This window comes from Ewingella sp. CoE-038-23 (assembly GCF_040419245.1).
Taxonomy (GTDB): Bacteria; Pseudomonadota; Gammaproteobacteria; order Enterobacterales; family Enterobacteriaceae; genus Ewingella; species Ewingella allii.
The window spans coordinates 1,596,327-1,619,804 of the sequence record NZ_JAZHOH010000001.1 but is presented as its reverse complement, the minus strand read 5'-3'; the positions used below and the strand labels follow the sequence as shown (position 1 = coordinate 1,619,804).

The window sequence follows — 23,478 nt, the reverse complement described above, 5'->3', positions numbered from 1 at the left end:
CCCGCCGGACTTCAAATCACTTAGTAATATTATTCAACAGGTTGTCCAGACGATCGTCATCAATGCCCTCGGGCTCGAGGTGGGCGGTGACGTCGGCGGCGGTGAACAACTTGCTGACGGCGATTTCCGCGGCGTCGCCAATATCATGGCCGACGTCCACGGACAGCGACCCATCCACTTCCACATGAAACTCGACGAAAACCCGGTCGCCGCCGTTACGGGTGCGAATATCATGCACCCCGCGCACGCCCGCCACGCTGAGCACCGCGGCCTTCACGCGCTTGCGGTCTTCAATATCTAACTCGCGGTCCAGCAGCTGTTTCAGCGCGTCCCCGGCCATGCCGCGCGCATTCCAAATCATATAGAAAGAGATAAGCAGCGCGCCGATGGAGTCAGAACGCGTCCAGCCAAGGTGCCTTTCGAGCACTAAGGCAATCAGCACCGCGAGGTTAACCGCCACGTCGGTGACGTAGTGCGCGCGGTCGGCGGCGATGGCGGTGGAGCCAGTACGCTTCACCACGTAGGTTTGCATCAATACCAGCCCGACGGCCGCGCAGCAGCTGCCGATAATCACCCAAATACCCAGCCCCAGCTGTGCCAGCGGCAGTGGATTAATGATGCGGCCGATAGACTCACCGCCGAGCACCAGACCCGCCGCGCCGAGCAGCAGAGCCTGCACGAAGGCGGCAACCGCCTCGGCTTTGCCATGGCCGTAGCGATGGCCTTTGTCCGCCGGTCGCCCGGCGTAGCGCACGCCAATCAGCGTCACCAGCGAGGCCAACACGTCAACTAAGCCATCCGCCGCCGAGGTTAACAGGGCAATCGAGCCGGTGGCGGCCCACGCCCACACTTTGATAAACACCAGCACCAGTGCGACGCACACGGAGATCAGCGAGGCCACGCGCGTTAGGCCACGGTAAGGGATTGGACGGCTCATTGAGCGCCCCGCAAGTTCATTAAATAGGAAGAATTAGTCACGCGCTGTTCCTGATACGGCGATTCCATAAAGTGAAAATACGCACAGATAAAATTAAAGCCAAGCCACGCATTATACATCTTCACGCGCTTTTTCGGAGCATACCTATAGTGTGGATCTTCGTGCTCTAACATAGGTAAGTTGACGGTTATTTACTTGCTTTTACATCAATACAATCTAGGGTAAAACGAGAATTGTTTCATTTAACGTTCGGCCTAGCGCCGATAACCAGATGAGTATTATGACAACGAATAAAAATGACGCCAACCGTCCTGACGAATCATCGTCTCCAGACACCTCCAACGAACTCGACTCCAGCCAAGTTAAATCAGGCGAAGGTTACCGCTCACCCTCTTCCGACGAGGGTAAAAAGCAGGATAAAAAGTCGTCAGATGAAGAAGATAAGGGCGAAGATGAAGAAGGCGAAAAGCGCAAAGGCCCGGGCAAAAAGCCGCTAATTATTCTCGGCCTGGTGGTGATCATCATGGTGATTGTGGCGCTGGTGTGGTGGTTCATGACCAAGGACCAAATCAACACCGATGACGCTTTTACCGAAGGTGACGCTGTCACAATCGCCCCAAAAATCTCCGGTTACGTGACCAATCTGGCGGTCAAAGACAACCAGTTGGTGAAAAAAGGCCAGCTGTTAGTGCAGATTGACCCACGAGACGCCACGGCGCAGCGCGATCAGGCACAGGCCCAGTTGGGCGTTGCCGTCTCGCAACTGCATCAGGCTCAGGTGCAATATGACTTGTCCAAAGTGCAGTATCCGGCCCAGCTGGCGCAGGCTCAGGCGCAGCAGGCCCGCGCCGAAGCCAACTTGCTCAATGCCACCGCCGACTTCCGTCGTCAGCGCGGCGTCGACCCAAGAGCCACCTCGCAACAGAACATTGATACCGCCAGTGCGCAATTGCGCTCCGCTAAGGCTGATTTAGAAAATGCCAAGGCGCAGGTGCAAGTCGCGGCGCAGGTTGAGTTGCAAATACGTCAGGCCGAAACCAACGTCGAAGCCCGTCAACAGCAGGTCGAACAGGCGAAAGCCCAGCTGGAAACCGCCAACCTCAACCTCTCCTACGCCGACGTGCGCGCGCCTTATGACGGTTACGTCACCATGCGTAATGTGCAGTTAGGCACTCTGGTTCAGGCCGGTTCTTCGCTGTTCTCGATTGTTTCTCCAAATATCTGGATCGCCGCCAACTTCAAAGAGTCCCAGCTTGAGCGCATGCGCCCCGGCAACAAAGTGGTTATCAAGATTGATGCCTATCCGGATATCGAACTGCACGGCCACGTAGACAGCGTGCAGCAAGGCACCGGCTCGCGCTTCTCGGCCTTCCCGGCGGAAAACGCCACCGGCAACTATGTGAAAATTGTCCAGCGCGTGCCGGTGAAAATCGTCATCGACAGTGGTTTAGATCCAAAACAGCCATTGCCACTTGGCCTGTCAGTTGACCCAACGGTAACTGTGGAATGAGTGACGATCGCAGCGGCTGGAGACCCTCCAGTAACCCGTGGGCGGTTGCCGCCGTCGTGACCATCGCGGTGTTCATGGAAATTCTGGACACCACGATTGTCAACGTGGCACTGCCCCACGTCGCCGGCTCCCTCTCCTCCAGTTACGACGAGTCCACCTGGGTGCTCACCTCGTATCTGGTGGCGAACGGCATCGTGCTGCCAATCTCGGCGTTCCTTAGCCGGGTGTTGGGGCGCAAAAACTATTTCCTGATCTGTATCGCGATGTTCACCGTCTGCTCCTTCCTGTGCGGCATCGCCACCGAGCTGTGGCAGATGATCCTGTTCCGCATTTTGCAGGGCTTCTTTGGCGGCGGCCTCCAGCCGATTCAGCAATCCGTGCTGCTCGACTACTTCGCGCCGAAAGATCGCGGCAAAGCTTTTGGCCTGTCATCCATCGCCATTATCGTGGCCCCGGTAGTCGGCCCAACGCTAGGTGGCTATATCACCGATAACGTCAGCTGGCGCTGGATTTTCTTCATCAACATTCCGGTGGGGATCATCGCCCTGCTGGCTATTTACCAGCTGTTGGAAGACCCGCCGTGGGAGCGCAAAGCCAAAGGCAAGTTGAGTATCGACTATATCGGTATCGGGCTGATTGCCCTTGGGCTGGGCTGTTTGCAGGTAATGATGGACCGAGGCGAGGACGACAACTGGTTCAACTCGGCCTTTATCGTCACCTTTGCGGTTCTGGCGGCAATTGGCATTGTCGGCGCAATCTACTGGCTGCTCTACGCCAAGAAGCCGGTGGTTAACCTGCGCTGCCTGAAAGATCGCAACTTTGCCGTCTCCAGCCTGCTGATGGCCGGGATGGCGATGATTCTTTATGGCAGCTCGGTGGTGATTCCTCAGCTGGCCCAGCAGCAGTTGGGCTATACCGCGACCTTATCCGGGCTGGTGATGTCGCCGGGGGCGATTCTGATTGTACTGTCGATCCCGCTGGTACTGAAGCTGATGCCGATTGTGCAGACGCGCTACATCATCGCCTTTGGCTTCTTCCTGCTGGGAGCTTCCTTCCTCTATTCCGGCAGCCTGACGCCAAACGTCGATTTCGAAACGCTGGTGATGTACCGCAGCGCCCAGTCTCTCGGCCTCGGTTTCCTGTTTGTGCCGCTGACCACCATCGCCTTTGTGACCATACCGCAGCGCCTGAACGCCGACGCCTCGGCGCTGTTCACCATGTTCCGTAACGTGGCAGGGTCGATTGGTATTTCACTGGCGACCGCGGGCGTGACCGAGCGAACTCAGGCGCACAGCGCCCATATGGTGCATAACATGACGCCGCTGAATGAGCAGTTCAATCAGGCCGTGAGCCGCAGTGCCGCCGCCATTCGCGACTTCGCTCACGTGGTTGGCGACCCGATGCAGCTCGCCAGCGCGCGCATGTATCAGGAGATGATTTCCCAGTCGCGCATTCTGGCTTACATCGACGTGTTCAGCTATTGCGCCATTGTTGCCGCTATTTTGATCCCCTTCTGTTTTCTGCTTTCGCCAGTTAAGAGCGAAGGCAATGCCGGAGCACACTGATAAAAATGAAAACTCTGACATTTACGCTTTCCGCGCTGGCTTTGGCTCTGACTGGCTGTTCTGTCGGGCCGGACTACCAGCAGCCTAAGCCTAAAACCCCTGCGGCTTACAACGACATGAGCCGCCCGCAGGCCAAAGAGGGAGCCTCTATCGCCTTGCCTTCGGAGCCAAATCCGGTGTGGTGGAAAGCCTTCAAAGATCCGCAGCTTGATAGCCTGATTGACCGCGCCATTGCCGGGAATATTTCCCTCCAGCAGGCGGTGCTGCGCATCGCCGGCGCCCGCGAGCAGGTGACGCAGGCGCGCGGCGCGTGGATGCCGTCGGTGCAGGCCAACACCAAATTTACTCGCCAGCAGCTTGGGTTGAAGGGTGAGCTCGAGTCTTCTGGACTTGCCGATCAGGCGCAGAATCTCAGCCCTGAGGCGTCCAGCGCCATCGACGCCGCTACCGGCCCAGTGAACCTATACCAAGGCAGCTTTGATGCCAGTTGGGAGCTGGACTTGTTCGGCGGCACCCGTCGGCAGGTGGAAGCCGCCAATGCGCAGAAACAGTCTTCTATCGAGCAGCGCAATGACGCATTAGTCTCTCTGCAAGCCGAAGTGGCTCGCGCCTACCTACAGCTGCGCGGCGCGCAGAGCATCACGGCGGCGATTCAAACCCAGATAGACGTCGCCCAGCAAACCTTAGAACTGACCCAGAGCCAGCAGAAGAACGGCCTTGCGCCACAGCTGGATGTGGAAAACGCCCGCGCCCAACTTGGCTCGCTGCGCGCCCAGCTGCCGCAATATCAGGCACAGGAGCGTCAGGCGATGAACGGGCTGGCTGTGCTGCTTGGACAGGCGCCGGGCACCCTCGACGGCGAGCTGACCAATGTGAAACCTATGCCCGCCCTGCCCGCCGCCGTGCCGGTGGGCGTGCCGTCACAGCTGGCGCGTCGCCGCCCGGACGTGCGTAAAGCCGAGGCCGACCTGCACGCCGCGACGGCCAACATCGGCGTGTCCGTCGCCCAGATGTTCCCAAGCATCTCCCTGACCGGCCAGTTCGGCATGCGTAACAGCGACGCCAGCTATCTGGACAACTGGAGTAGCAACTTCTACTCCTTCGGCCCGTCCGTCACCCTGCCTATTTTCCAGGGCGGCCGTCTGGTTTCCAGTGTGCACTTGTCGCGTGCGCAGCAGGCTAACGCCGCGCTGAACTATCGCCAGACGGTGCTCACCGCGCTGCAAGATGTCGACAACGCGCTGGTCAACTATCGCACCGATCAGGACCGGGTCACCGGGCTGGATCAAACCACCGAGGCGCTGCAAACCTCATTCGAACTGGCGACCGACAGCTACAGCAAAGGGCTATCCTCCTTCATCAACGTGCTCGACGCCCAACGCCAACTGGCGCAGGCTAAGCAGCAGTCTGCCGCCGCGCGCGTGCAGACCAGTACCGACTTAGTCTCTTTATATAAAGCCCTTGGCGGCGGCTGGGAGCCGTATCAGAATGTGAAACTCCCGACCTACACCGTTTTCGGCCCGGCCGAAACCACCGATGTACGCGTCCAGACCACGTCTGAGGAAGCAGCGAAATGAATGCCATCACCAAAGAAGAGAAGAAGCCGAGTTGTGATTCCGTCGTTAACAGCGTGGCTTATCGTGAAGGTAAGCGGCTGCAAGATGTGACCACCGAAGATATCAGCGAGGTGCTGAAAGAGCCGGACACCTTCGTCTGGCTGGGCTTGTGGCAGCCCGAAGACAGCCTGATGCGCACCATTCAGGAGGAGTTCGGCCTGCACGATTTGGCCATTGAAGATGCCCTCACCGCCCATCAGCGCCCGAAAATCGAGCAGTACGGCGAGTCGCTGTTTATCGTCATTCACACCGCCCAGTTGGTCGATGGCAAGATTGAATATGGCGAAACGCACCTGTTTCTGGGCAAAAACTTTTTGATCACCGTGCGCCACGGCGCGTCGTCGAGCTATAAGCAGATCCGCGCCCACGCCGAAGAGTGCCCGGACATGCTGGCCAAAGGCCCAGGCTACGCGCTGTACTGCGTGCTCGACATGGTGGTGGATAACTATTTGGCGATTGTCAGCGAGTACACCAAGCAGTTCGACCACATTGAGCAGAAGATGTTTAAGTCGGACTTTGACCAGAACGCAGTGCAGGACGTGTATAAACTGCGCCGCGAGCTGCTCTCGCTGCGCAACGCCGCCGTCCCTGCCGAAGATATTTGTAATCAGCTCAGCCACCATTTCGAAGATCTGATCCCTAAGGGCCTGCGCGCCTATATCCGTGACGTGCAGGACCACGCCCATCAGGTGATCACCGTCACCGACGACATGCGCGAGATGCTGGCCAACGCCATGCACGTCAACCTCGCACTGGTGTCCGTGCATCAAAACGAAGTGGTCCAACGCCTCGCTGGCTGGGGTGCGATCCTCGCCATTCCCACCGTGGTCTTTAGCCTGTACGGCATGAACTTCAAAAACATGCCCGAACTGGAAGACTGGTGGGGGTATCCGCTGACGCTGGGAATAACCGTGGTGGGATGTGGGTTGCTTTACTGGCGGTTGAAGAAAGCGGGCTGGCTTTAAGGGCAGCTTTAAAACATTGGGTTGCCACCCAAACTGGCCTTAAGGTCCAAACCGTGCGCTGCCGCCACACCGGCCTCAAGGGGCGCCTATCGCCGCACCCCTTGAGAATCCCCGGCTCTTTACTGCGCGCTTCGCTCGTTGGGCGGACGTGTTTCAGGTACACCTGTTCCTCACCGCAAAATGTCGCCGCTTAGGCGGTGCCTTCGCTTCAGGCTTCGAGCCTTTGGTCTCGAACCATTCGCTCAGCGCCATTTTTGACTGCGGTTTTGAGGCATCTAAACCGTGCCGTTTCATGGTTTTTGACCTGCTCCCTCCCCTATTTAGGGGAGGGTTGGGGTGGGGTATTTCTCACATAAGCCACTGAGTTTTCTGCAATACCCCCTCCCAGCCTCCCCCTTACCAGGGGGAGGAGTAAAACAAACCCAAAACCCAATGGAACGGTTCGGTGTAAATGCCAGTAGGCCGCGTTCAGAAGTGACGCCGAGGGAGTGGTTCGAGACCCAAGGCTCGAGCCGAGCGAAGCGAGACAGCGTTGCAAAGCAACGACCCGAAGGGCGAGGCCAGAGGCCGAGTAATCCCGAACTGAGGGAACCGCCTAAGCGGCGGCACTTCGCGGCGAACACCGTGGCCGCTGGAACACGTCCATTCCAACCCTGCGAAGCCTCGATCTCACAGCAATAAAAAACGCAGGGTTCCAAGGGAGGCGCGTTTACGCCTCCCTTGGTCGGTGTGGGCCGACGCCCACGGTTTTGAATTTGAATTTGAATTTGAAGTTAGCCGGTTTGGGCGGCAGGCCCAAGGTCCAGGCCTGCCGCCGAGGCAAAAACATCACCGTTTTTCGACCGGTTGCTCCAACACCATGGTCTGCGTCTGACTCAGACTAATATCCGCATTGCGCAGTGCCTTGAGGATCTCATACAGCAAATCGCTCTTAGTTCCGCTGACCATGCGCGGGCTGGCGACATAGCCGGTGACGCTCAGCACAATGCCATTTGGGCCTAACTCTTTGAAACTGACAGAAGGCGCAGGCGTCTCGAGAATCGACTCGTGCAACTCATAGCACTCTAACAGCAGCGAACGCACCTGCTCTGGGTCGATGTCCAGCGGGAAGGTCAGTGCGATAGTTGCTACACCCTGCGCATTGCCCATGGTGGCGTTACGTACGTTTTGCGAGATGAACTGTGAGTTCGGTACAATCACCGTCGAACGGTCGCTCAGTTGGATCTCAGTCGCGCGCACGTTGATGCGACGAATATCCCCCTCAACGCCGCTGATGGTCACCAAGTCCCCTACTTTCACCGGACGCTCGGTCAGCAAAATCAAACCGGAAATAAAGTTCTTCACGATCTCCTGCAAGCCAAAACCGATACCTACCGACAGCGCGCTGACAATCCATGCCAGACGGTTCCACTCGATACCCAGCGTGGAAAGCGTCAGCAGGATGATCAGCACATAACCGACGTTGGTGAACAGCGTCACCAGCGAGGCGCGCATGCCGCGATCCATGGCAGTTTTTGGCAGGAAGTCGTTATCCAGCCAGCGTTTGGCCGAACGCAGAACATACAGACCAATCGCCAGACACAGGAAGGCGTTAACGGCGTGAGCTGGAATGATATTCATCCCTTCCAGCCCTTTTCCACCCCAGATATCCACCACTTTGCTGAGCAGCTCAATCGGCGTGGTAGTCCCGAAGGTGCCATTGAGCAGCGCCACGGCCGCGAACAGAATCAGCAGGGTCTTACCGACGGCGGCGAACAGCGTGGCGGCCAGCGACAGATGGCGCTCATTGAGGCTCAAGCTGCTTTTAAGCAACTTGCCGCTGGTGGTGGTGGGTGAGAAGAAGCTCTCGCTGAAATCCACCACCAGATGAATCATCAAGTACAGGCAGGTCAGAACCAAGCCCACCCACACCAGTTCATAGGTCAGGAAGCGGGCCAGCGGGATATAACCAATCAGCAGCGCCACGGTGATGGCAATGGCGGTAATGCTGATAGCCAAGTGAATCAAACCGGCCAGCGTCGAACGGGCTTCGGGCTGCTCCCCGCGTGCCAGCAGGCGGCGGCGCACGCGGTTTACGCGCATCGGCGCAATCAGACAGCTTACCGCAACCAGTAATGCAGAAAGGCCATTGCCGAATAGCGTGGCAGAGACGCTGGCCCCCACCAGATTATTCAGCTCTTCCACCACGCCAAAAATCAGGATGAAGGCACTCAGCATCAACGGGAAGGAGGCCAAGGTTTTGGCGATAGGATCCGCCAGCCCCGGCAGACGCCACGAAGGATGCTTGTTCGACAGCAGCGCCGAACCTAAACCGGCCACCAGCGCAGAGAAGACCGTCAGGCCAATCAGTGAGTTAGCGAACTCAAGCAGCGCTTCTGAGGTATCCGGCAGGCGCACGAAGAACTGGCAGAAAAAACTCACGCTCAGCCATTGGGTGAATACAATCACCAGCGTCGCAATGGTCGCCAGCAGGCTGCGGCGCAGACGACCGCCGGGCAGCCAGCGCTGGAGGATCCAGTTCAACGGTTTGTCCAGCAGACGCCGCCCCAACAGGCCAACGGCTAATGCCAGCAGCAGGTAAAGCGCCGACCCCACGCGGAATTCAGGCTGCCATGCCTGATCCCAGGCGCTGCTAATTTGTGAACCGAAATCAGCGAAACGCGCGCGGTCGTTATCCTGCGGCTCAAACAGCGCCATCCAGAAATTCTTGCCCAGAATACTGCCTGAGTTAAGGGCAATCTGGGTTTTTAGGGTGTCGCGTCGCAGCCCGCCAATTTGGGTAGAGAGGTTCTGCGCGCCGGTGCGAATCGCCGTGGCTTGTTCATTTTGCGCATCGAGCTGAGTTTTGCTGGTATTAAGCTTATTGCGCTGGCGCACCACTTCGGCCGTTTCAGGCAATGCCCCCGCCGCAGGAGCCGGGCCGAGGACGTCAAGCTGGGCCTGCACCTGAGCACGCATAGGCCCCAGTGCCGCAATCAGCTTGTCGGTGTCATCCAGAATCTTCAGCGTATCGTCGTTTAAGCCGTTGAGCTTCTTTTCAGTTTTCGCCGACGAAACTTGTTGTTTAGTGGTATCAAGGCGTTTTTGTAGCGCGGTCAGCGTGGCGGGTACGTTGATTTTTACCGGCTCAGGAGTCGCGTTGGCATCGCCCGCAGGGGCGTTGGTCTGGGCCGAGTCATTGTTAGTGGCAGCCCATGTCGCCATTGGCGCCATAAACAGTGTGGCTAAGAGTGCCCACACCACGGGCGCTTTAAAGAATTTATGCATAAAGGAATCTATCCGACACTCGGGGGAATTATTATTTTTCAGAATGATGATAATAGCGATTATTGGTGCGGAAAATATCAGGTTTTTTCTGGATCGCAACGGGAAGGAAGAAAAATCACCCAGAATGGCAAAAAGAGCTGCCTCCAGCGGTTTGCTACGCCAGAGGCAGAGAGCGTTCAGATCACCCCTGCTTGCCCAGCATCAGGCGCAGCAGGCCGATAGCGTCAGCCTGCGGCAGGGCCAAAATATTGGAGTACAGGCTGATGGAAATGTCACACACCTTGGCACGGTCGACGGTCGCCGCGCCTAAATCATTAAACATCTGCAACTGGTCGCCGTAATCCTGATGCAACTTCTCCCTTACTGGCACCATCAGCGCCTGAGCTTTCTCGGCACTGAGGGTGGTAGGCTGGGTTTTCTGCCCGCGGCCGCTGGCTTGCAGCAGGTCGTTCATGGTGTCGAGGTCTTTTTTGAACAACTCTGGCGACAGCACCTGCGCCGTGTTCACCCCGCCGCTGATGTGTGGATACAAGAACTTAAAGCAGGTGCCGTCATGGCGCGCCTGTAGCTCCTGCATCTCTTGCAGACTGACACGCATCGCCGCCAGCACGTTGGCATCGGGGGCGGTGTTCATACGCTGAGAAATTAAGGCCGACACCATAGGCTTGACGGTATCAATCGCCTCTTGCTGGGTTTTCCCCTCTTCCCTCAGGCGCAGAATGTTACTGCGGATCTGCTGGTACAGCTCTGGCTCTTGTTCATTGATGGTCTTGAAAATAGGCAGTTCGGCCAGCGCATGGTCAATCTCCGCCGTCTGGCTGGAAGCCTGCATGCGCGGTTTAATCAGCCCCGCGTAGAGGGCGTTGCCGCCAACCACCAGCACCAAAAACAGGATCACCGCGGGAGTTTTAGCCAGCTTGCCTTTCTTGTGCAGCATGGCGAGGATCGCGGCAATCACTACCCCGCTCACTCCCCACACCATCACCTCATTCCAGTTCATCAACGATTTCCTTCTTTTGGTCTATTTGCGCTACGGCGTCGCGGCTGGCGTCTGCTCTGGCTTCGCCATGTAATTCGCTCAATTTGCCCGCGCGCATTTCTAACAGGCGATCGGCATGCTCAAAATAGTGGTCGTCATGGCTAATAGCCAGGACGGTTTTACCCATGTCGCGCAGGAACGGCAGCAGCTCACGATAGAAAGTCCGGCGGAACTGCGGGTCTTGGTCCGCCGCCCATTCGTCGAGCAGCAAGAAGTCGCGCCCCTCACAGGCCGCCAGCAGCAGCGCAACGCGTTTGCGCTGTCCCTGAGACAGCTGCAAATTTGTGACTCTGTCGCCGTCAAATTGTAGCTTCTCTTTCATATTCAGGCGCTGCAACCACACTTCCACCAGCTCGGGAGCGGGTGTCTGGCCCTCAGCGGCCATCAGGCGACCAAACAGGTGGAAATCGGTAAATACGGCGGAAAACAGCTGGCGGTATTGCTCCGGCTCACTGACTGGCACACCGTCAAGCAGGATTTGCCCCGAGCGCGGCTGATACAGCCCGGTCAGCAGCATTGCCATGGTCGATTTCCCGCTGCCGTTGCCGCCAATCAGGAACACCAGCTCTCCGCGCTTAATGGTCAGGTTCAGTGGACCCACGCCAAACCCGGCCTCCTGCTCTTTCTCGCCATAGTTGAAGGTCAGGTCACGCAGCTCCAGCGTCTGCCAGCTCTGGGTTTTTGGCGTGGCGGCAAACTCAGGCTGGTAAGGCGTTAAGCGCAGGCCGTTGAGCTTGCGGAAGGCCACCTGTGCGCTGAGTAAGGTCGGCAGCGCACCAACCGCCTGTAGCAGCGGAGTGCGCAGGAACAGCAGTGTCAGCGAGTATGTCGCCGCCACGTTGGTGTCAGACCAGCCCAGCGTATTGGCCATAAAGAACACCAGCCCAATCGCGCCCAGCATCATAATGTTCGACCAGTTGACCGCGCTGAGGTGGAAAGTGTCGGCGCGAACAATGTGGTGGCGGTAGCTGGTTGCGTCCTGCACATACTCCTCGTCATACAGCTTGCGGGCGCGTTCGCGATTCAGCGCCAACTCTTTACGGCCGTCGATCACCATCTGGTAATCTTTTTGCAGGCGATCTTCCGCTTCGCGCACGTGATTCAAATGGCGGTAAACCCGCGACACCAGTGAGAAACCAACCAGAATGGTCACCACCAGCCACGCCACGGTAATCAGCAGCATTTTCGGCGACAGAAACGCCAGATAGGCGGCGCAGCCGAGAGTCAGAATAATGCCCTGTACCAGCTCCGGCAGGCGTACAAAGGCCAGCGTAATGGCGCGAATATCGCTACTCAGGCTGGCTAACAGCTGGGCGTTACCAATCTGCTCAATGCGCTCGATGTCGGTATCCAGAATGCGCTTAATAAATTGCCCGCGCAGGCGATAGATAAAGTGGTGACCGAGGGTGGTGAGTGCCAGCTGGGAGCCGAGCGTCACCGCCATCAATAACAGTAAGAAACCGAGGAATTCCGGCAGCACGGCAAGAGAGGCTTCGGTGGTTTCAATCAGTTTAAGATTGATAAAGGCAATCAGGCCAATCCCTAGCGCCGCACTGGCCAGGCTCAGGGCCATCACTGCCAAAAAAGGCCAGCGATACTGCTTAAACACTACGCGTAACAACTCCATAAAATCTCGATTCCCAGAAAGTCGACAAATACAGCAAAGATATGAATAGCTGGGCAGTTTAATCAGCGGTGAATCGATATCAAGATTAATTCTCATTATTCCAGCAAGCCTCGAAGAAAAAGAAAAAAGCTGACAGCCCTGCGTGCAGTTCCTAAACTTCTGTAATGGATAAAGAACATGAACTTCGCCGAAGTAAACGTAATGCGCTGGGGTTGCTGCTGACGGCCGCCGCCCTGTTTGTTGTCACCCTCTTTTTGCCGCCTAATTTTTGGATCTTGGGGCTGAAGGCCATTTCCGAGGCGGCGATGGTCGGCGCGCTGGCCGACTGGTTTGCCGTGGTGGCGCTGTTTCGCCGCGTGCCGGTGCCTTTTATTGCCGGACACACGGCGATCATTCCCAAGAATAAAGACAAAATCGCCGACAATCTGGCAATTTTCGTGCAAGAGAAGTTTTTGACACCGGACTCAATTGTCGAGCTGATCCGCAAGCATGACCCGGCGCGGATGATTTCTGACTGGCTAAATGCCCCGGAAAACGCCCCGCGTTTCGCCCATTATCTAGTGAAAATGATGCGCGGTTTTCTCGAGTTCACCGACGACCAGCGTATAGCCCAATTGATAAAACGCGCGCTGTTTCGGGTGATCGACAAAATCGACCTATCGCAGTCGGTGGCGACGATTTTAGAGAGCCTGACCAAAGACGGGCGGCATCAGGCCTTGCTGGATCAGGCGATGGATCAGCTGGAAGCCCTGCTCGCCAAGGAGAGCACCCGCAGCTTTATCTCCACCCAAATCGTCAACTGGATGAAGCGCGAACACCCGCTGACCGCCAAGCTGCTGCCTACCGGCTGGCTGGGGCGCAACGGCGCGGATATGGTGTCGAACGCCGTCAACTCGGTACTGGATGATATGGGCAATGACCAGAGCCACGCGTTCCGCAAAGGCTTTGACCGTTCAGTGCAGAAATTCATCTGGACGCTGCAAACCGACCCCGCCGCCGCGCAAAAAGCTGAAGAGATTAAGCAGTATTTGAAGAATGACGAAAAACTGAATGATTACGTCATGCAGCTGTGGAGCGACATGCGCGGCTGGCTCAGAGAGGATTTAGACAGCCCGAACTCGCGGGTGCGGCTGAAAATTACTGAGTCGGGACAGTGGTTGGGGCAGGCTTTGGAGCAGGATGAAAAGCTGCGCGGCTCGCTGAATCTGCAGATGGAAACCGTGGCGGCGCGCATGGCGCCTGACTTCGCAGAGTTTCTTACTCGTCATATCAGTGACACGGTGAAAAGCTGGGATGCGCGAGATATGTCGCGGCAGATTGAGCTGAATATCGGCAAGGATTTACAGTTTATTCGCATCAACGGCACGCTGGTTGGCGCCTTTATCGGGCTGATACTTTACCTGCTGTCGCAGTTGCCGCTGGTGATGCCGTGGGTGCTGGCGAGGTTGTAAAAACTCCCCCTGAACAGGGGGAGTGAGCCGATTTATTTCACGGTTTTGCTGAAGGCGTCCACTGCCAGAATGGCGTTTGCCACATCTTCCGCCGACAGATTACGATTCAGGTTGCCGAGGGTATCGCCCTCGCCTCCTGCCAGCTTGCCGACTTTCACCAGATTCTCGTAAGACTCTTTCTCAAGATGCATCTCTTTGAGCGTGGTCGGCATGTTGATGGAGCGATAGAAGCGAATATAGCGGGCAATCTCTTCATCCGGGCGCTGCTCCAGCACCATCTGGGTCAGGGTACCGTAGGCCACTTTCTCACCGTGGGTCAGGTGGTGAATGTCGCCAGAAACCGCGGTAAAGCCGTTGTGAATGGCGTGAGCCCCCGCCAGCCCTGCGTTTTCAAAACCAAGCCCGGACAGCAAGGTGTTGGCCTCCACCACGGCTTCTACTGCCGGAGTGACCAGCTTCTGCTCGACGGCCGTATAAGCGCTGTAGCCGTAGGTCAGCAGCGTCTTCTCACAGGCTTCTGCAATCGCCATACCGGCAATCGTCGGGTCGCCGCCGACCATTGAGTGCGAGTGGGAGCGCAGCACGGCCTGCGCCTCGACGAAGGTCGCCAGGCCGTCGGCAATGCCCGACGCAAACAGGCGTACCGGGGCCTGGGCGCAAACTTGGGTATCCACCAGCACCAGGTCAGGGTTCTTATTGTAGAAACGGTAGGTGTCGAACACGCCTTCATCGGTGTAGATCACCGACAGTGCGCTACACGGCGCATCGGTAGAAGCCACCGTCGGCACAATCACCACGTTTTGCTTTAACTCATCGGCAATGGCTTTGACCGTGTCCAGCGTTTTACCGCCGCCCAGCCCGACCACCACCTGAGTGCCCGCTTTACGGGCAATGGCGGTCAGCCGGCTGATTTCATTCGCCGAAGCTTCGCCATTAAATTTTTCGAAGTGAAATTCGACTTCGGCCTGCTTCAACGAGCTTTTAACGCGCTCGCCTATCAGTCCCCAAACCAGATCATCAGCTATCAGGAAGGATTTTCCGCCCAGCGCCGGGAGATAGCCGCCGAGTTCGTCCAGTACGCCACTGCCTTGTACGTATTTTCGAGGTGAAGAGAAGATAAATTTACTCATGATAAAAACCTCTTTCCATTGAAAAACCTACCCTGAGCCTAGTCTGTTCTGCGCCAAAGTCACATTATTAAATCTAATAATGATCGCATGGGAAGCTAAGAATTTCAGGCAGAAAACGGAGTCTTTTTTGCACACGGGAAATGAGGCAGCTTCAACTCTTTTTATAAAGTTTCAACTATCGAATCCATCAATTAAAGCGGCTTTCACTTATCAATGAATGCCGTAGAATGCATCGCATTGGCAGCACGATGTAAGCAGTTGCACAAGGTCAGCTCGCTGTTAGCCATCCTGTTTAACTTTTCATTTTAAATTTAATAAATTCCGAATTTGCTGGCGCGCCAATCGAGACATTGCGCCAGACATGCAGGAATTGGGGGATAACATGTATAACTTCCAGCGCTACCAGGCTAAAGAATTGGCACTCGCCTACATGAGCGGCAAATCACACGATTTCTCGCCACAAGAATTTTTGCAGCAAGTTAAAAAGATGGAGAAATCCTTCGACAGCCTGCTGAGAACCGGCCAAGAGCCTTCTCAAAGAGAAGTTCTGGTGAAAGCGTTCTAAGAATCATTGCGTGGGTCTCCTGTGTCGGGTAACCAGCAAGATAAGCTTCTGATTCACCTGCGAATATAGAAGTAAAAAATAGAAGTAAAAAGAAGCCCCGCTCGCAAGAGACGGGGCTTTCTCATTTCTGCATCGCCAGCAGATTAGCTCATCTGGCGGTCATCAATGTACTTACGCTTATCCGGGGCCGGTGGGAAATACTGGTACAGCCAGGTTTCTGACAGCGCGGTGTTACCCGAGCGCAGGAACATGCGCAGCTCGACCGGCGCGACAGAATCGCTGTCCGGGTACCAGTCGAACAGGATGCGATAACCATCGAACGGCTGCACGTACAGGATTTCAATGTTTTTAATCTTACCGGCAGAAACATTAATCACCGGCTCGATGCCTTTATCGGCGTAGGATTTCAGTTCGCCGCCGATGAAATCGACCGCGAAGCGGCGCGCCCAGACGTTAGGATAATGTTCGCCCGGCGCCCAACCCTCAGGGAAACCGCCCATGCCGGTGCGGGTGGCCAGCACGTTGGATAACGGGCTACGCTCCGGCGGCTCGCTGCTCCAGTAAAGCTTGTAGCTGAAAGTGAAATTATCCCCAGCCTTGACCGGCTTCTCCGGCTGCCAGAAGCAGACGATGTTATCCAGCGTCTCGCCGGTGGTTGGGATCTCCAGCAGGTTAATCGCCCCTTTCCCCCAGTTGCCGACCGGCTCCACCCACAGGCTCGGGCGCTTGTTGTACCAGCCAATCACGTCCTGATAATTGTTGAAGTCGTGGTCGAGCTGTAACAGGCCAAAGCCTTTCGGGTTTTCATCGGCAAAGGCGTTGAACTGCAACTTTTGCGGGTTATTCAGCGGGCGGCAAACCCATTCGCCGTTGCCGCGCCACATGGCCAGGCGATCCGAGTCATGAATTTGCGGGTGAATGGTGTCGCAGCGTCCGCGCTCGCTGGTACCGCAGCTGTACATGCTGGTCATTGGCGAGATGCCGAGCTGCTTGATGTCCTGACGCGCATTGAGGTGCTTTTCGATTTCCATCACTACGCGCGTTGGCTCGCAGTGAATGATGAAACGGTAAGCGCCGGTGACGCTTGGGCCATCCAACAGGGCGTAAACTGTGAAGGTGGTGTCGCCAGATTTTGGCGTTTCAAACCAGAACGCGGTGAAGTCCGGGAACTCTTCCGGCTGGCCGACGAAGGTGTCGACGGCCACGCCACGGGCAGATAAGCCATACTGATAAGTGTCATCCACGGCGCGGAAATAGCTCGCACCCAGGAAAGAAACCACGTCACGGCGGGTCAGTTCAGGGGCTTTGTTGACTTTGAAACCGGCGAACCCGAGGTTGGTAATGCCCTCCAGCTGCTTGGTGTCGACCCCGGCATTGTGATACTGGAACAATTCAGGGCGGAAGTGGATCTCACGCGCCTGTTTTTTGTCGGCATCAACGGAATACATCTGCACGCGGCGCTTAAAGCCCATGCCGACGTGGAACAGCTCGACGTCCAGCTGGCGGTTTGGCAGGTCATGCCACAGGGAGTGGGCGTGATCATATTCAATGGCGTTGTACGCCTGCGGTGTTAGCTCTGCCAGCGTTTTAGGCAGAGGCTGCGGCGCGCCACCGTAGGGCTTCGACGCCAGGGAGCTGGCCATCTTTTGCAACACGGAGAAGTCAAAAGACGTTGCACCACCGTCTGCAACATTCCCCTGCGCTGCCTCAGCAGATCGCGTGAACACTGATGCCATTGCTGGCACCCCGCAGTAGGCGGCAAACGCCATTGACGCTTTAATAAATGCTCTTCGTTCCATGCCAGAGGGTTTCCTGTGCCGGGCAAGTCAAGTTATCCGCAACGCCGTAGCGCCGAAAGGCATGTTGCCGAAAGTGGCACACAAGGGCATCTGCGGGATGTAAAAATACGACCCTAAGGCTAACGTAAAATTCCCATGGCGAGTACCACAAAATTGAATGCTTTCAGCTAAAAATAGCTTGCACAGAACGCGGGCTTACGGCATGCCAAAGCTCCGGCATACGGGGGATGAGCGATAATTTAACCATTTTGATATCGCTAAAGAAACGGCCGATTAAGAGCGCTCATAAAAGCAGCAAAAAACCGTTTTTTAAGAGGATTCCGTGACCACCCAAGTTAACAAAACGTTATGAATTAATGAATTATTGTTTAAAGCTCAAGCCGAAACGCCGCTTTGCGATATTGCAGCGGGGTGCGGCCAATCAACTTACGAAAACAGGTAATAAAATAGGGCGTATCGGCAAACCCGCACTGACTCGCCACCTCTTCTATCCGCATATCGGTGGAGCGCAGCAGCTCACAGGCGCGTTTGATGCGCCGCGTCGCCAAATAGTCCACCACCGAGCCGCCCGTTTCTTGGCTAAAAACTCGCGAAATATAGCTTTGCGACAGTCCAATCGCCGTCGATAACTCGGCCAGCGAAAACTTCATCACGTAATTCTCTTCTATCCACTGCATCACTTTGGAGGCCGTGGTGCGGCTGACGGTTTTGCGCTTCACCTGCTGCTCGGGCATGAACTCCATCAGCTGCAATATCATCATGGCGATATCCTCCCACTGCGGCGTGGCGGCCAGCTGTAGCCGCTGGAAGCTTTCGAGAATGGTTTCGATATGTTGAGCGTTATCTGCTAAATCAAAGATATGCGCATCGCTCTCCGCGCCCCACAGGTGTGAGAAGTGCGCCCGGCGCTGGGGGAAACAGTGCAAAAAGCCGTCCAGCAGCAGGTGATCAAGATGCACCGTGGTGCGGACATAGTGGTTTTTCTCACTCTGCTCGACAAACACCTTGTGCAACTTAAAGGGCGGAAAGACAAACAGGCGGCCGGGGCGCAGCGTGTACTGTTGATTATCAACAATCACTATCCCGTACCCCTGACTGATAAACAGCATCTCTAAACATTGGTGCCAATGAAAATAATTGGCGCTGCCCCTGCTCATGCGATTAAACGAGATCTGCCGATCGTTTAATGCAATGCGTTCGAGAAAGTCGGTCACCGCCATAAAGCTCCCCCACCCGATGACAAGAAATTAAAACTTTTAAATCACTTTTTATAATTTAGGCTCTTTTCTGCTCCAATCGGCAATAGCAATTTAAAAAAATGCACTGTTATGTGACCCGTATAACAATCGGGCAAAACAGATTCTCTATATTCCAATGGCAAGTTACACACTCGTTGCAGTTGATGAAACAGCGTAAAAATAGAATTGAAATAATGTTTCACATACTTAATGCCATTATTTTCTCAGCCCTTTCGGGGGAAGGAATATCGAATGAATCAGGTGAAAATCAAGAGTGATTACCCGCTACGCACTCGCCAACAGGTGAAAGATCTGCTGGGCGATATGCTGTCTGCCGTCGCGCCCTATACCGAAGAAGGCAAAAGCGGCATTGACCTCGGCCACTCCACCACCCATTACGGTAAAAAGATAGCGAAGATGGAAGCTCTGTCGCGCATGCTGTGGGGCATCTTTCCCCTGCTCGCCAATGGCGACGAGTGTGAAAACCTGTCGTTTTACCTCACGGCGATCCGCAACGGCACCAACCCCGAGCACGCCGAATATTGGGGCGATATTCACGACTTTGACCAGCGCTGTGTGGAAATGGCGGCTTTTGGCGTCGGCCTGGCGCTGCTAGATAAAAGGCTGCTGGCCTATTTCAGTGACGCCGAGCAGCACAACCTGATTGACTGGCTTAACCAAGGCAAAGACGCCACCATCCCTAATAACAACTGGAATTACTTCCCCATCATGGTGCAGATGGGCTGCAAGCAGGCCGGTTTGCCGTGGGACCGCGAGGCGGTCGAGGCCCGTTTCGCGCTGATGGAGGCCTATTACCTCGGCGACGGCTGGTATTCCGACGGGCCGGGTCGCCCGCGCGACTACTATGTGTCGATGGCATTTCACTACTACGGCCTGCTGTACGCCAACTATATGGCGGATGTCGATGTCCAACGTTGTGCCCAATTGCGCCAGCGCGCGCAGCAGTTCGCCGGGGATTTCATCAGCCTGTTTTCCGCCGAAGGGGCCGCCGTGCCCTTTGGCCGCAGCATGACCTATCGCTTCGCCGAAGCCGCCTTCTGGAGCGCCGCCGCGTTTAGCGGGTTGGAGGTGTACTCCCCCGGCGTCATTAAAGGCATTGTCCTGCGCCACCTGCGCAGCTGGCTGAAACAGCCGATTTTTGACCGCGACGGCGTGCTGAGCATTGGCTATCACACGCCGAATCTGGTGATGGCCGAGGATTACAACGCGCCCGGCTCCCCTTACTGGGCCTGCAAGCTGTTTCTGGTGCTGGCATTGCCCGAGAACCATGCTTTCTGGCAGGCGCAAGAGCTGCCCTTGCCCCGCCTCAACAGCCCGCACTGCATTCCTCACGCCAGCCAGATCCTGCTGCGCGACGCGGCGCAACGGCACGTGGTAATGCTGACATCAGGCCAGCTGGAGCTGAATAACTTCGTCAATACCGAGGCGAAATACACCAAGTTTGCCTACTCCAGCCAGTTTGGTTTCACCCTCGACCGCGGCCGGTTTGGCCTCAACCACGCGGCCTGCGACTCCATGCTGGTGCTGTCAGAAGGCGATGGCTACTACCGTGGACGCCGTGGCTGCGAAGAGACAGTGACGCGCCCAGAGGTGATTTATTCGCGCTGGAAACCCTGGCACGATGTGGAAGTGAAAAGCTGGCTGTTCCCCTGCGGCGAGGGCCATCTGCGTTTGCACCATCTGACCAGCGCCCGCGCACTCGACGCCGTCGAAGGCGGCTTCGCGGTGATCCATGACCGCCAGACGCAGGTGCAACTAGATGAAAATAGCTCCTCGAGCCGGATAGTCGCCTGCAACGGCTACAGCCACATCGCCGACGTCGGCGAGGCTACCCCGCGCGAGGCGGCGAGCGTGGTAACGCCGCCCAATAGCAGCATTATGTTCGCCGAAACCGCGGCTATTCCGCTGCTCAAAACCTCCCTTTCCCCCGGCTCGCACTGGCTGATGTCCGCCGTGTTCGCCTCTGCCGATGTATCAGCTATGCCAAAAATCTTACCCCGCGTTATTCGCGGTGAAAGCGAGATAGAGATCCACTATCAGGGCCGTCACTGGACCGTCATCCTTTAATTATTCGGTTGTCAGGAGTCAGTATGAAAACAATAAAAACAGCCAGTAAGTCTGCTTATTATAAAATGAGCAGTTTCATCTTCCTCTATTTCTTCACTTGGTCTTCCAGCTTCGGCTTATATGCGTTATGGCTGGGACAAAAGGCCGGATTAGACAGTATGGATATCGGCGCGGTATTTGCGATTAACGGCGTTTTCGCCGTGGTCATGAAACCGGTCTATGGCTATATCATGGATAAAATAGGCATGAGTAAAAGCCTGCTTTATTTCGTGGTGATCGTCTCCGCCATGATGGCCCCCTTCTTTATTTATGTTTACCAGCCCCTGCTGGAAACCCATTTAATGATCGGCATTATTATCGGCGCGCTCTATTTAAGCCTGGGCTGGTACGCGGGCGTCGCGGCGTCGGAATCCTATGCCGATCGCTTTAGCCGCCTATACAGCATGGAGTTCGGCCAGATTCGCATGTGGGGCTCGCTCGGCTGGGCGGTGGCGGCGTCGTTTTCCGGCCTGCTGTTTAACCTCTCTCCGGCGTGGAACTTCAGTCTGAGTAGCCTGAGTTCGCTGCTGATGCTCGGCGTGCTGCTGTCGCTAAAAATTGGCGAAGCCGAAATGCGCAATAACAATGTGATTTCGCAAGACAAAATTGTTTTTAGCGATGTCATTCTGCTGCTGAAGAATCGCAAATTCTGGATGTTTTCCCTGTACGTCGCCGGTGTTGCCTGGGTGATGTTTGTCGCCGAACAGCAGTTTTCGCGCTATTTCGTCACCTTCTTCCCGACCAAAGAGCAAGGCAACGCCATGTACGGCTACCTCAGCACCGTGCAGTCTGGCACCGAGTTCCTGATGATGATGGTGATCCCTTTCTTGGTGAACTATTTCGGTGCTAAAAAGGGCTTGTTGCTGGTTGGGGTGGTGGTCGGCGTGCGGCTGATTGCCTCTGGGTTGACCAATGACCCGCTGATTATCTCGATCATCAAACCCTTCTATGGTCTGGAAATTGCCCTGATTCTGGTGTCGGTTTTCAAATATATCGCCGAGCATTTCCATAAACGCGTCAATGCCACCATGTACCTGCTGGGCTATCAGGCGATGATTTATGTCGGCTCCATTGTGGTCGCCCCGCCCGCTGGCTACTTTTATGACCGCATCGGCTTTGCCCATACCTACCTGATCATGGGTGGCATCGCGCTGTGCTTCACCCTGATTTCCGCCTTTACCCTGTCAGCCTGCCACAGCCGCCGCCATGGCGTGGTTCAGGCCCCGACGCCCCCAGAGGTTAACGCCGCCGCGCCTTTAACCCCCGTAAAACACTAATTTGCGACTCGATTGCTAAGGGAGAAATAATGACCGTGACCATAACCAAAGAGAAGCTGCTGCCGGTTGAGCTAAACCAATTGGACAAAATTGCTCTTCGCCAGCAGTTGGCCGAAGCCCGCCAGCGGGTGCTAAAGAAAATCGACCGCAACAGGGTCAAATTCGAGGGGAAATTCCCGGCTGAAACCTGTGAAAACAACTACTTTGCGTTAACCGAAAATGTCGAGTGGACCACCAGCTTCTGGAGCGGGCAGCTGTGGCTGGCGTGGGAGATGACCGGCGAGGACAAATACCGGCTGGCGGCGGAGCAGCACATCCTCTCCTTCGGCAACAGAATTGCTAATCGCATCGACACCGCCACTCACGACTTGGGCTTCCTCTATACCCTCTCCTGCGTCAGCGCGTGGCGACTCACCGGCAATCGCGAGGCGCGAGGCTTTGCCCTGCTGGCGGCGGATGCCCTCATGGAACGCTTTAACCCGCAGTCGGGGATTATTCAGGCGTGGGGCAATTTGAGTGACCCGGAACAGGCTGGCCGGATGATCATTGACTGCAATATGAACCTGCCGCTGCTCTATTGGGCCACTGAGCAAACCGGGGAACCGCGCTACGCCGAGGCCGCGCGCCGCCATGCTCAGCAGGCCGCCAACTATATTGTCAGGCCTGACGCCTCGACCTTCCACACCTACTATATGGATACGGTGACCGGCGAGCCGCGCTTTGGCAATACTCACCAAGGCTATGCCGACGATTCATGCTGGTCGCGCGGGCAGGCTTGGGGGATTTACGGCTTCCTGCTCAGTTACCGCTATACCGGCGACAAGGAGATGGTGGAGTTATCGCGGCGACTGGCTCACTACTTCCTCAATCGCCTGCCGGAAGATGACGTCTGCCACTGGGATCTGGCCCTGCTCGGCACCGACCAGCCGCGCGACAGCTCGGCCGCCGCCATCGCCGTGTGCGGCCTGCTGGATTTGACTCAAGCCCTGCCCGCCACGGATGAAACACGCGCCTACTATGAGGAGATGGCGCTGCGCATTATGGCGTCGCTGACCGCCAATTATCTGGCGGCCGATGACGAAGATTGCGACGGCTTGCTCAAGCATTCCGTCTACCACATGGCGAGCGGCAAAGGGGTGGATCAGTGCTCTAGCTGGGGCGACTACTTCTATGTTGAGGCGCTGGTACGCCTGACGCAGTGCTGGAAACCCTACTGGTAAACTCTGCGCAATACCTCAAGGCGGCTGCGGCCGCCTGACTTCTGGCAGTCCCCCGCTCTTATTACAAAAATGCGAGCCGGATCTCACTTATAAATTCAACCTCCTCCGCCAAATGCCGATGACTATAGATGGCGTTTTTCGTCAC

General features: G+C 56.2%; 16 protein-coding genes and 1 other RNA gene. 10 read left to right on the top strand and 7 right to left on the bottom strand.

Going from position 1 to position 23,478, the window contains the following annotated elements:
- Positions 1-16: 16 nt before the first annotated feature.
- On the bottom strand, positions 17-937 hold the full coding sequence (locus V2154_RS07600; RefSeq protein WP_353501707.1) for a cation diffusion facilitator family transporter: 921 nt from the start codon (positions 935-937) through the stop codon (positions 17-19).
- Positions 938-1,217: 280 nt separating this feature from the next.
- On the opposite strand from V2154_RS07600, the gene V2154_RS07595 reads away from it, so the two are divergent.
- The 5 genes from V2154_RS07595 to V2154_RS07575 all read left to right on the top strand — a co-directional run bounded on the left by V2154_RS07595 (position 1,218) and on the right by V2154_RS07575 (position 7,171).
- A complete protein-coding gene (locus V2154_RS07595; RefSeq protein ID WP_353501706.1) occupies positions 1,218-2,447 on the top strand; it encodes an HlyD family secretion protein in 1,230 nt (409 codons plus the stop codon).
- Positions 2,444-4,012: a DHA2 family efflux MFS transporter permease subunit gene (locus V2154_RS07590; RefSeq protein ID WP_353501705.1), complete on the top strand. Its 1,569-nt coding sequence runs from the start codon at positions 2,444-2,446 to the stop codon at positions 4,010-4,012. Before V2154_RS07595 ends, V2154_RS07590 begins: the two co-directional genes overlap by 4 nt.
- 5 nt (positions 4,013-4,017) lie before the next feature.
- Positions 4,018-5,589: an efflux transporter outer membrane subunit gene (locus tag V2154_RS07585; protein WP_353501704.1), complete on the top strand. Its 1,572-nt coding sequence runs from the start codon at positions 4,018-4,020 to the stop codon at positions 5,587-5,589.
- Complete coding sequence (locus V2154_RS07580) at positions 5,586-6,593, top strand: magnesium and cobalt transport protein CorA (protein WP_353501703.1); 1,008 nt, start codon at positions 5,586-5,588, stop codon at positions 6,591-6,593. Before V2154_RS07585 ends, V2154_RS07580 begins: the two co-directional genes overlap by 4 nt.
- A 490-nt stretch (positions 6,594-7,083) precedes the next feature.
- A non-coding RNA gene (locus V2154_RS07575) (RtT sRNA) lies at positions 7,084-7,171 on the top strand.
- 250 nt (positions 7,172-7,421) lie between these two features.
- Here V2154_RS07575 and V2154_RS07570 read toward each other — a convergent pair.
- The 3 genes from V2154_RS07570 to V2154_RS07560 form a co-directional block, all read right to left on the bottom strand.
- Positions 7,422-9,860: a DUF3772 domain-containing protein gene (locus tag V2154_RS07570; protein WP_353501702.1), complete on the bottom strand. Its 2,439-nt coding sequence runs from the start codon at positions 9,858-9,860 to the stop codon at positions 7,422-7,424.
- Between the two features lie 181 nt (positions 9,861-10,041).
- Positions 10,042-10,860 carry a hypothetical protein gene (locus tag V2154_RS07565; RefSeq protein WP_353501701.1) on the bottom strand — a complete coding sequence of 273 codons (819 nt, stop codon included), beginning with the start codon at positions 10,858-10,860 and terminating at the stop codon, positions 10,042-10,044.
- On the bottom strand, positions 10,847-12,526 hold the full coding sequence (locus V2154_RS07560; protein WP_353501700.1) for a multidrug ABC transporter permease/ATP-binding protein: 1,680 nt from the start codon (positions 12,524-12,526) through the stop codon (positions 10,847-10,849). Before V2154_RS07560 ends, V2154_RS07565 begins: the two co-directional genes overlap by 14 nt.
- Positions 12,527-12,690: 164 nt before the next feature.
- On the opposite strand from V2154_RS07560, the gene V2154_RS07555 reads away from it, so the two are divergent.
- On the top strand, positions 12,691-13,977 hold the full coding sequence (locus tag V2154_RS07555; protein WP_353501699.1) for a DUF445 domain-containing protein: 1,287 nt from the start codon (positions 12,691-12,693) through the stop codon (positions 13,975-13,977).
- 32 nt (positions 13,978-14,009) lie between these two features.
- Here the strand turns inward: V2154_RS07555 and V2154_RS07550 are convergent, their stop codons facing one another.
- Positions 14,010-15,107 carry a glycerol dehydrogenase gene (locus V2154_RS07550; protein ID WP_353501698.1) on the bottom strand — a complete coding sequence of 366 codons (1,098 nt, stop codon included), beginning with the start codon at positions 15,105-15,107 and terminating at the stop codon, positions 14,010-14,012.
- 382 nt (positions 15,108-15,489) lie between these two features.
- On the opposite strand from V2154_RS07550, the gene V2154_RS07545 reads away from it, so the two are divergent.
- Entirely contained in the window at positions 15,490-15,672 is a 183-nt protein-coding gene (locus V2154_RS07545; RefSeq protein WP_034789500.1) for a hypothetical protein, read from the top strand.
- A gap of 143 nt (positions 15,673-15,815) precedes the next feature.
- Here V2154_RS07545 and V2154_RS07540 read toward each other — a convergent pair whose 3' ends face one another.
- Both V2154_RS07540 and V2154_RS07535 read right to left on the bottom strand, forming a co-directional pair.
- On the bottom strand, positions 15,816-17,471 hold the full coding sequence (locus tag V2154_RS07540; protein WP_353501697.1) for a glucan biosynthesis protein D: 1,656 nt from the start codon (positions 17,469-17,471) through the stop codon (positions 15,816-15,818).
- A gap of 368 nt (positions 17,472-17,839) precedes the next feature.
- Positions 17,840-18,691 (bottom strand): AraC family transcriptional regulator, encoded by an 852-nt coding sequence (locus tag V2154_RS07535; RefSeq protein ID WP_353501696.1) that lies wholly within the window; start codon positions 18,689-18,691, stop codon positions 17,840-17,842.
- Between the two features lie 270 nt (positions 18,692-18,961).
- On the opposite strand from V2154_RS07535, the gene V2154_RS07530 reads away from it, so the two are divergent.
- The 3 genes from V2154_RS07530 to V2154_RS07520 are packed head-to-tail and all read left to right on the top strand — an operon-like array spanning position 18,962 to position 23,333.
- The gene (locus tag V2154_RS07530) at positions 18,962-20,797 is read left to right on the top strand and encodes a DUF2264 domain-containing protein (protein ID WP_353501695.1); all 1,836 of its coding nucleotides are present in this window, start codon (positions 18,962-18,964) and stop codon (positions 20,795-20,797) included.
- A 23-nt stretch (positions 20,798-20,820) separates the two neighbouring features.
- Positions 20,821-22,113 (top strand): oligosaccharide MFS transporter, encoded by a 1,293-nt coding sequence (locus V2154_RS07525; RefSeq protein WP_353501694.1) that lies wholly within the window; start codon positions 20,821-20,823, stop codon positions 22,111-22,113.
- Between the two features lie 29 nt (positions 22,114-22,142).
- Complete coding sequence (locus V2154_RS07520) at positions 22,143-23,333, top strand: glycoside hydrolase family 88 protein (protein WP_353501693.1); 1,191 nt, start codon at positions 22,143-22,145, stop codon at positions 23,331-23,333.
- The last annotated feature ends 145 nt before the right edge of the window (positions 23,334-23,478 follow it).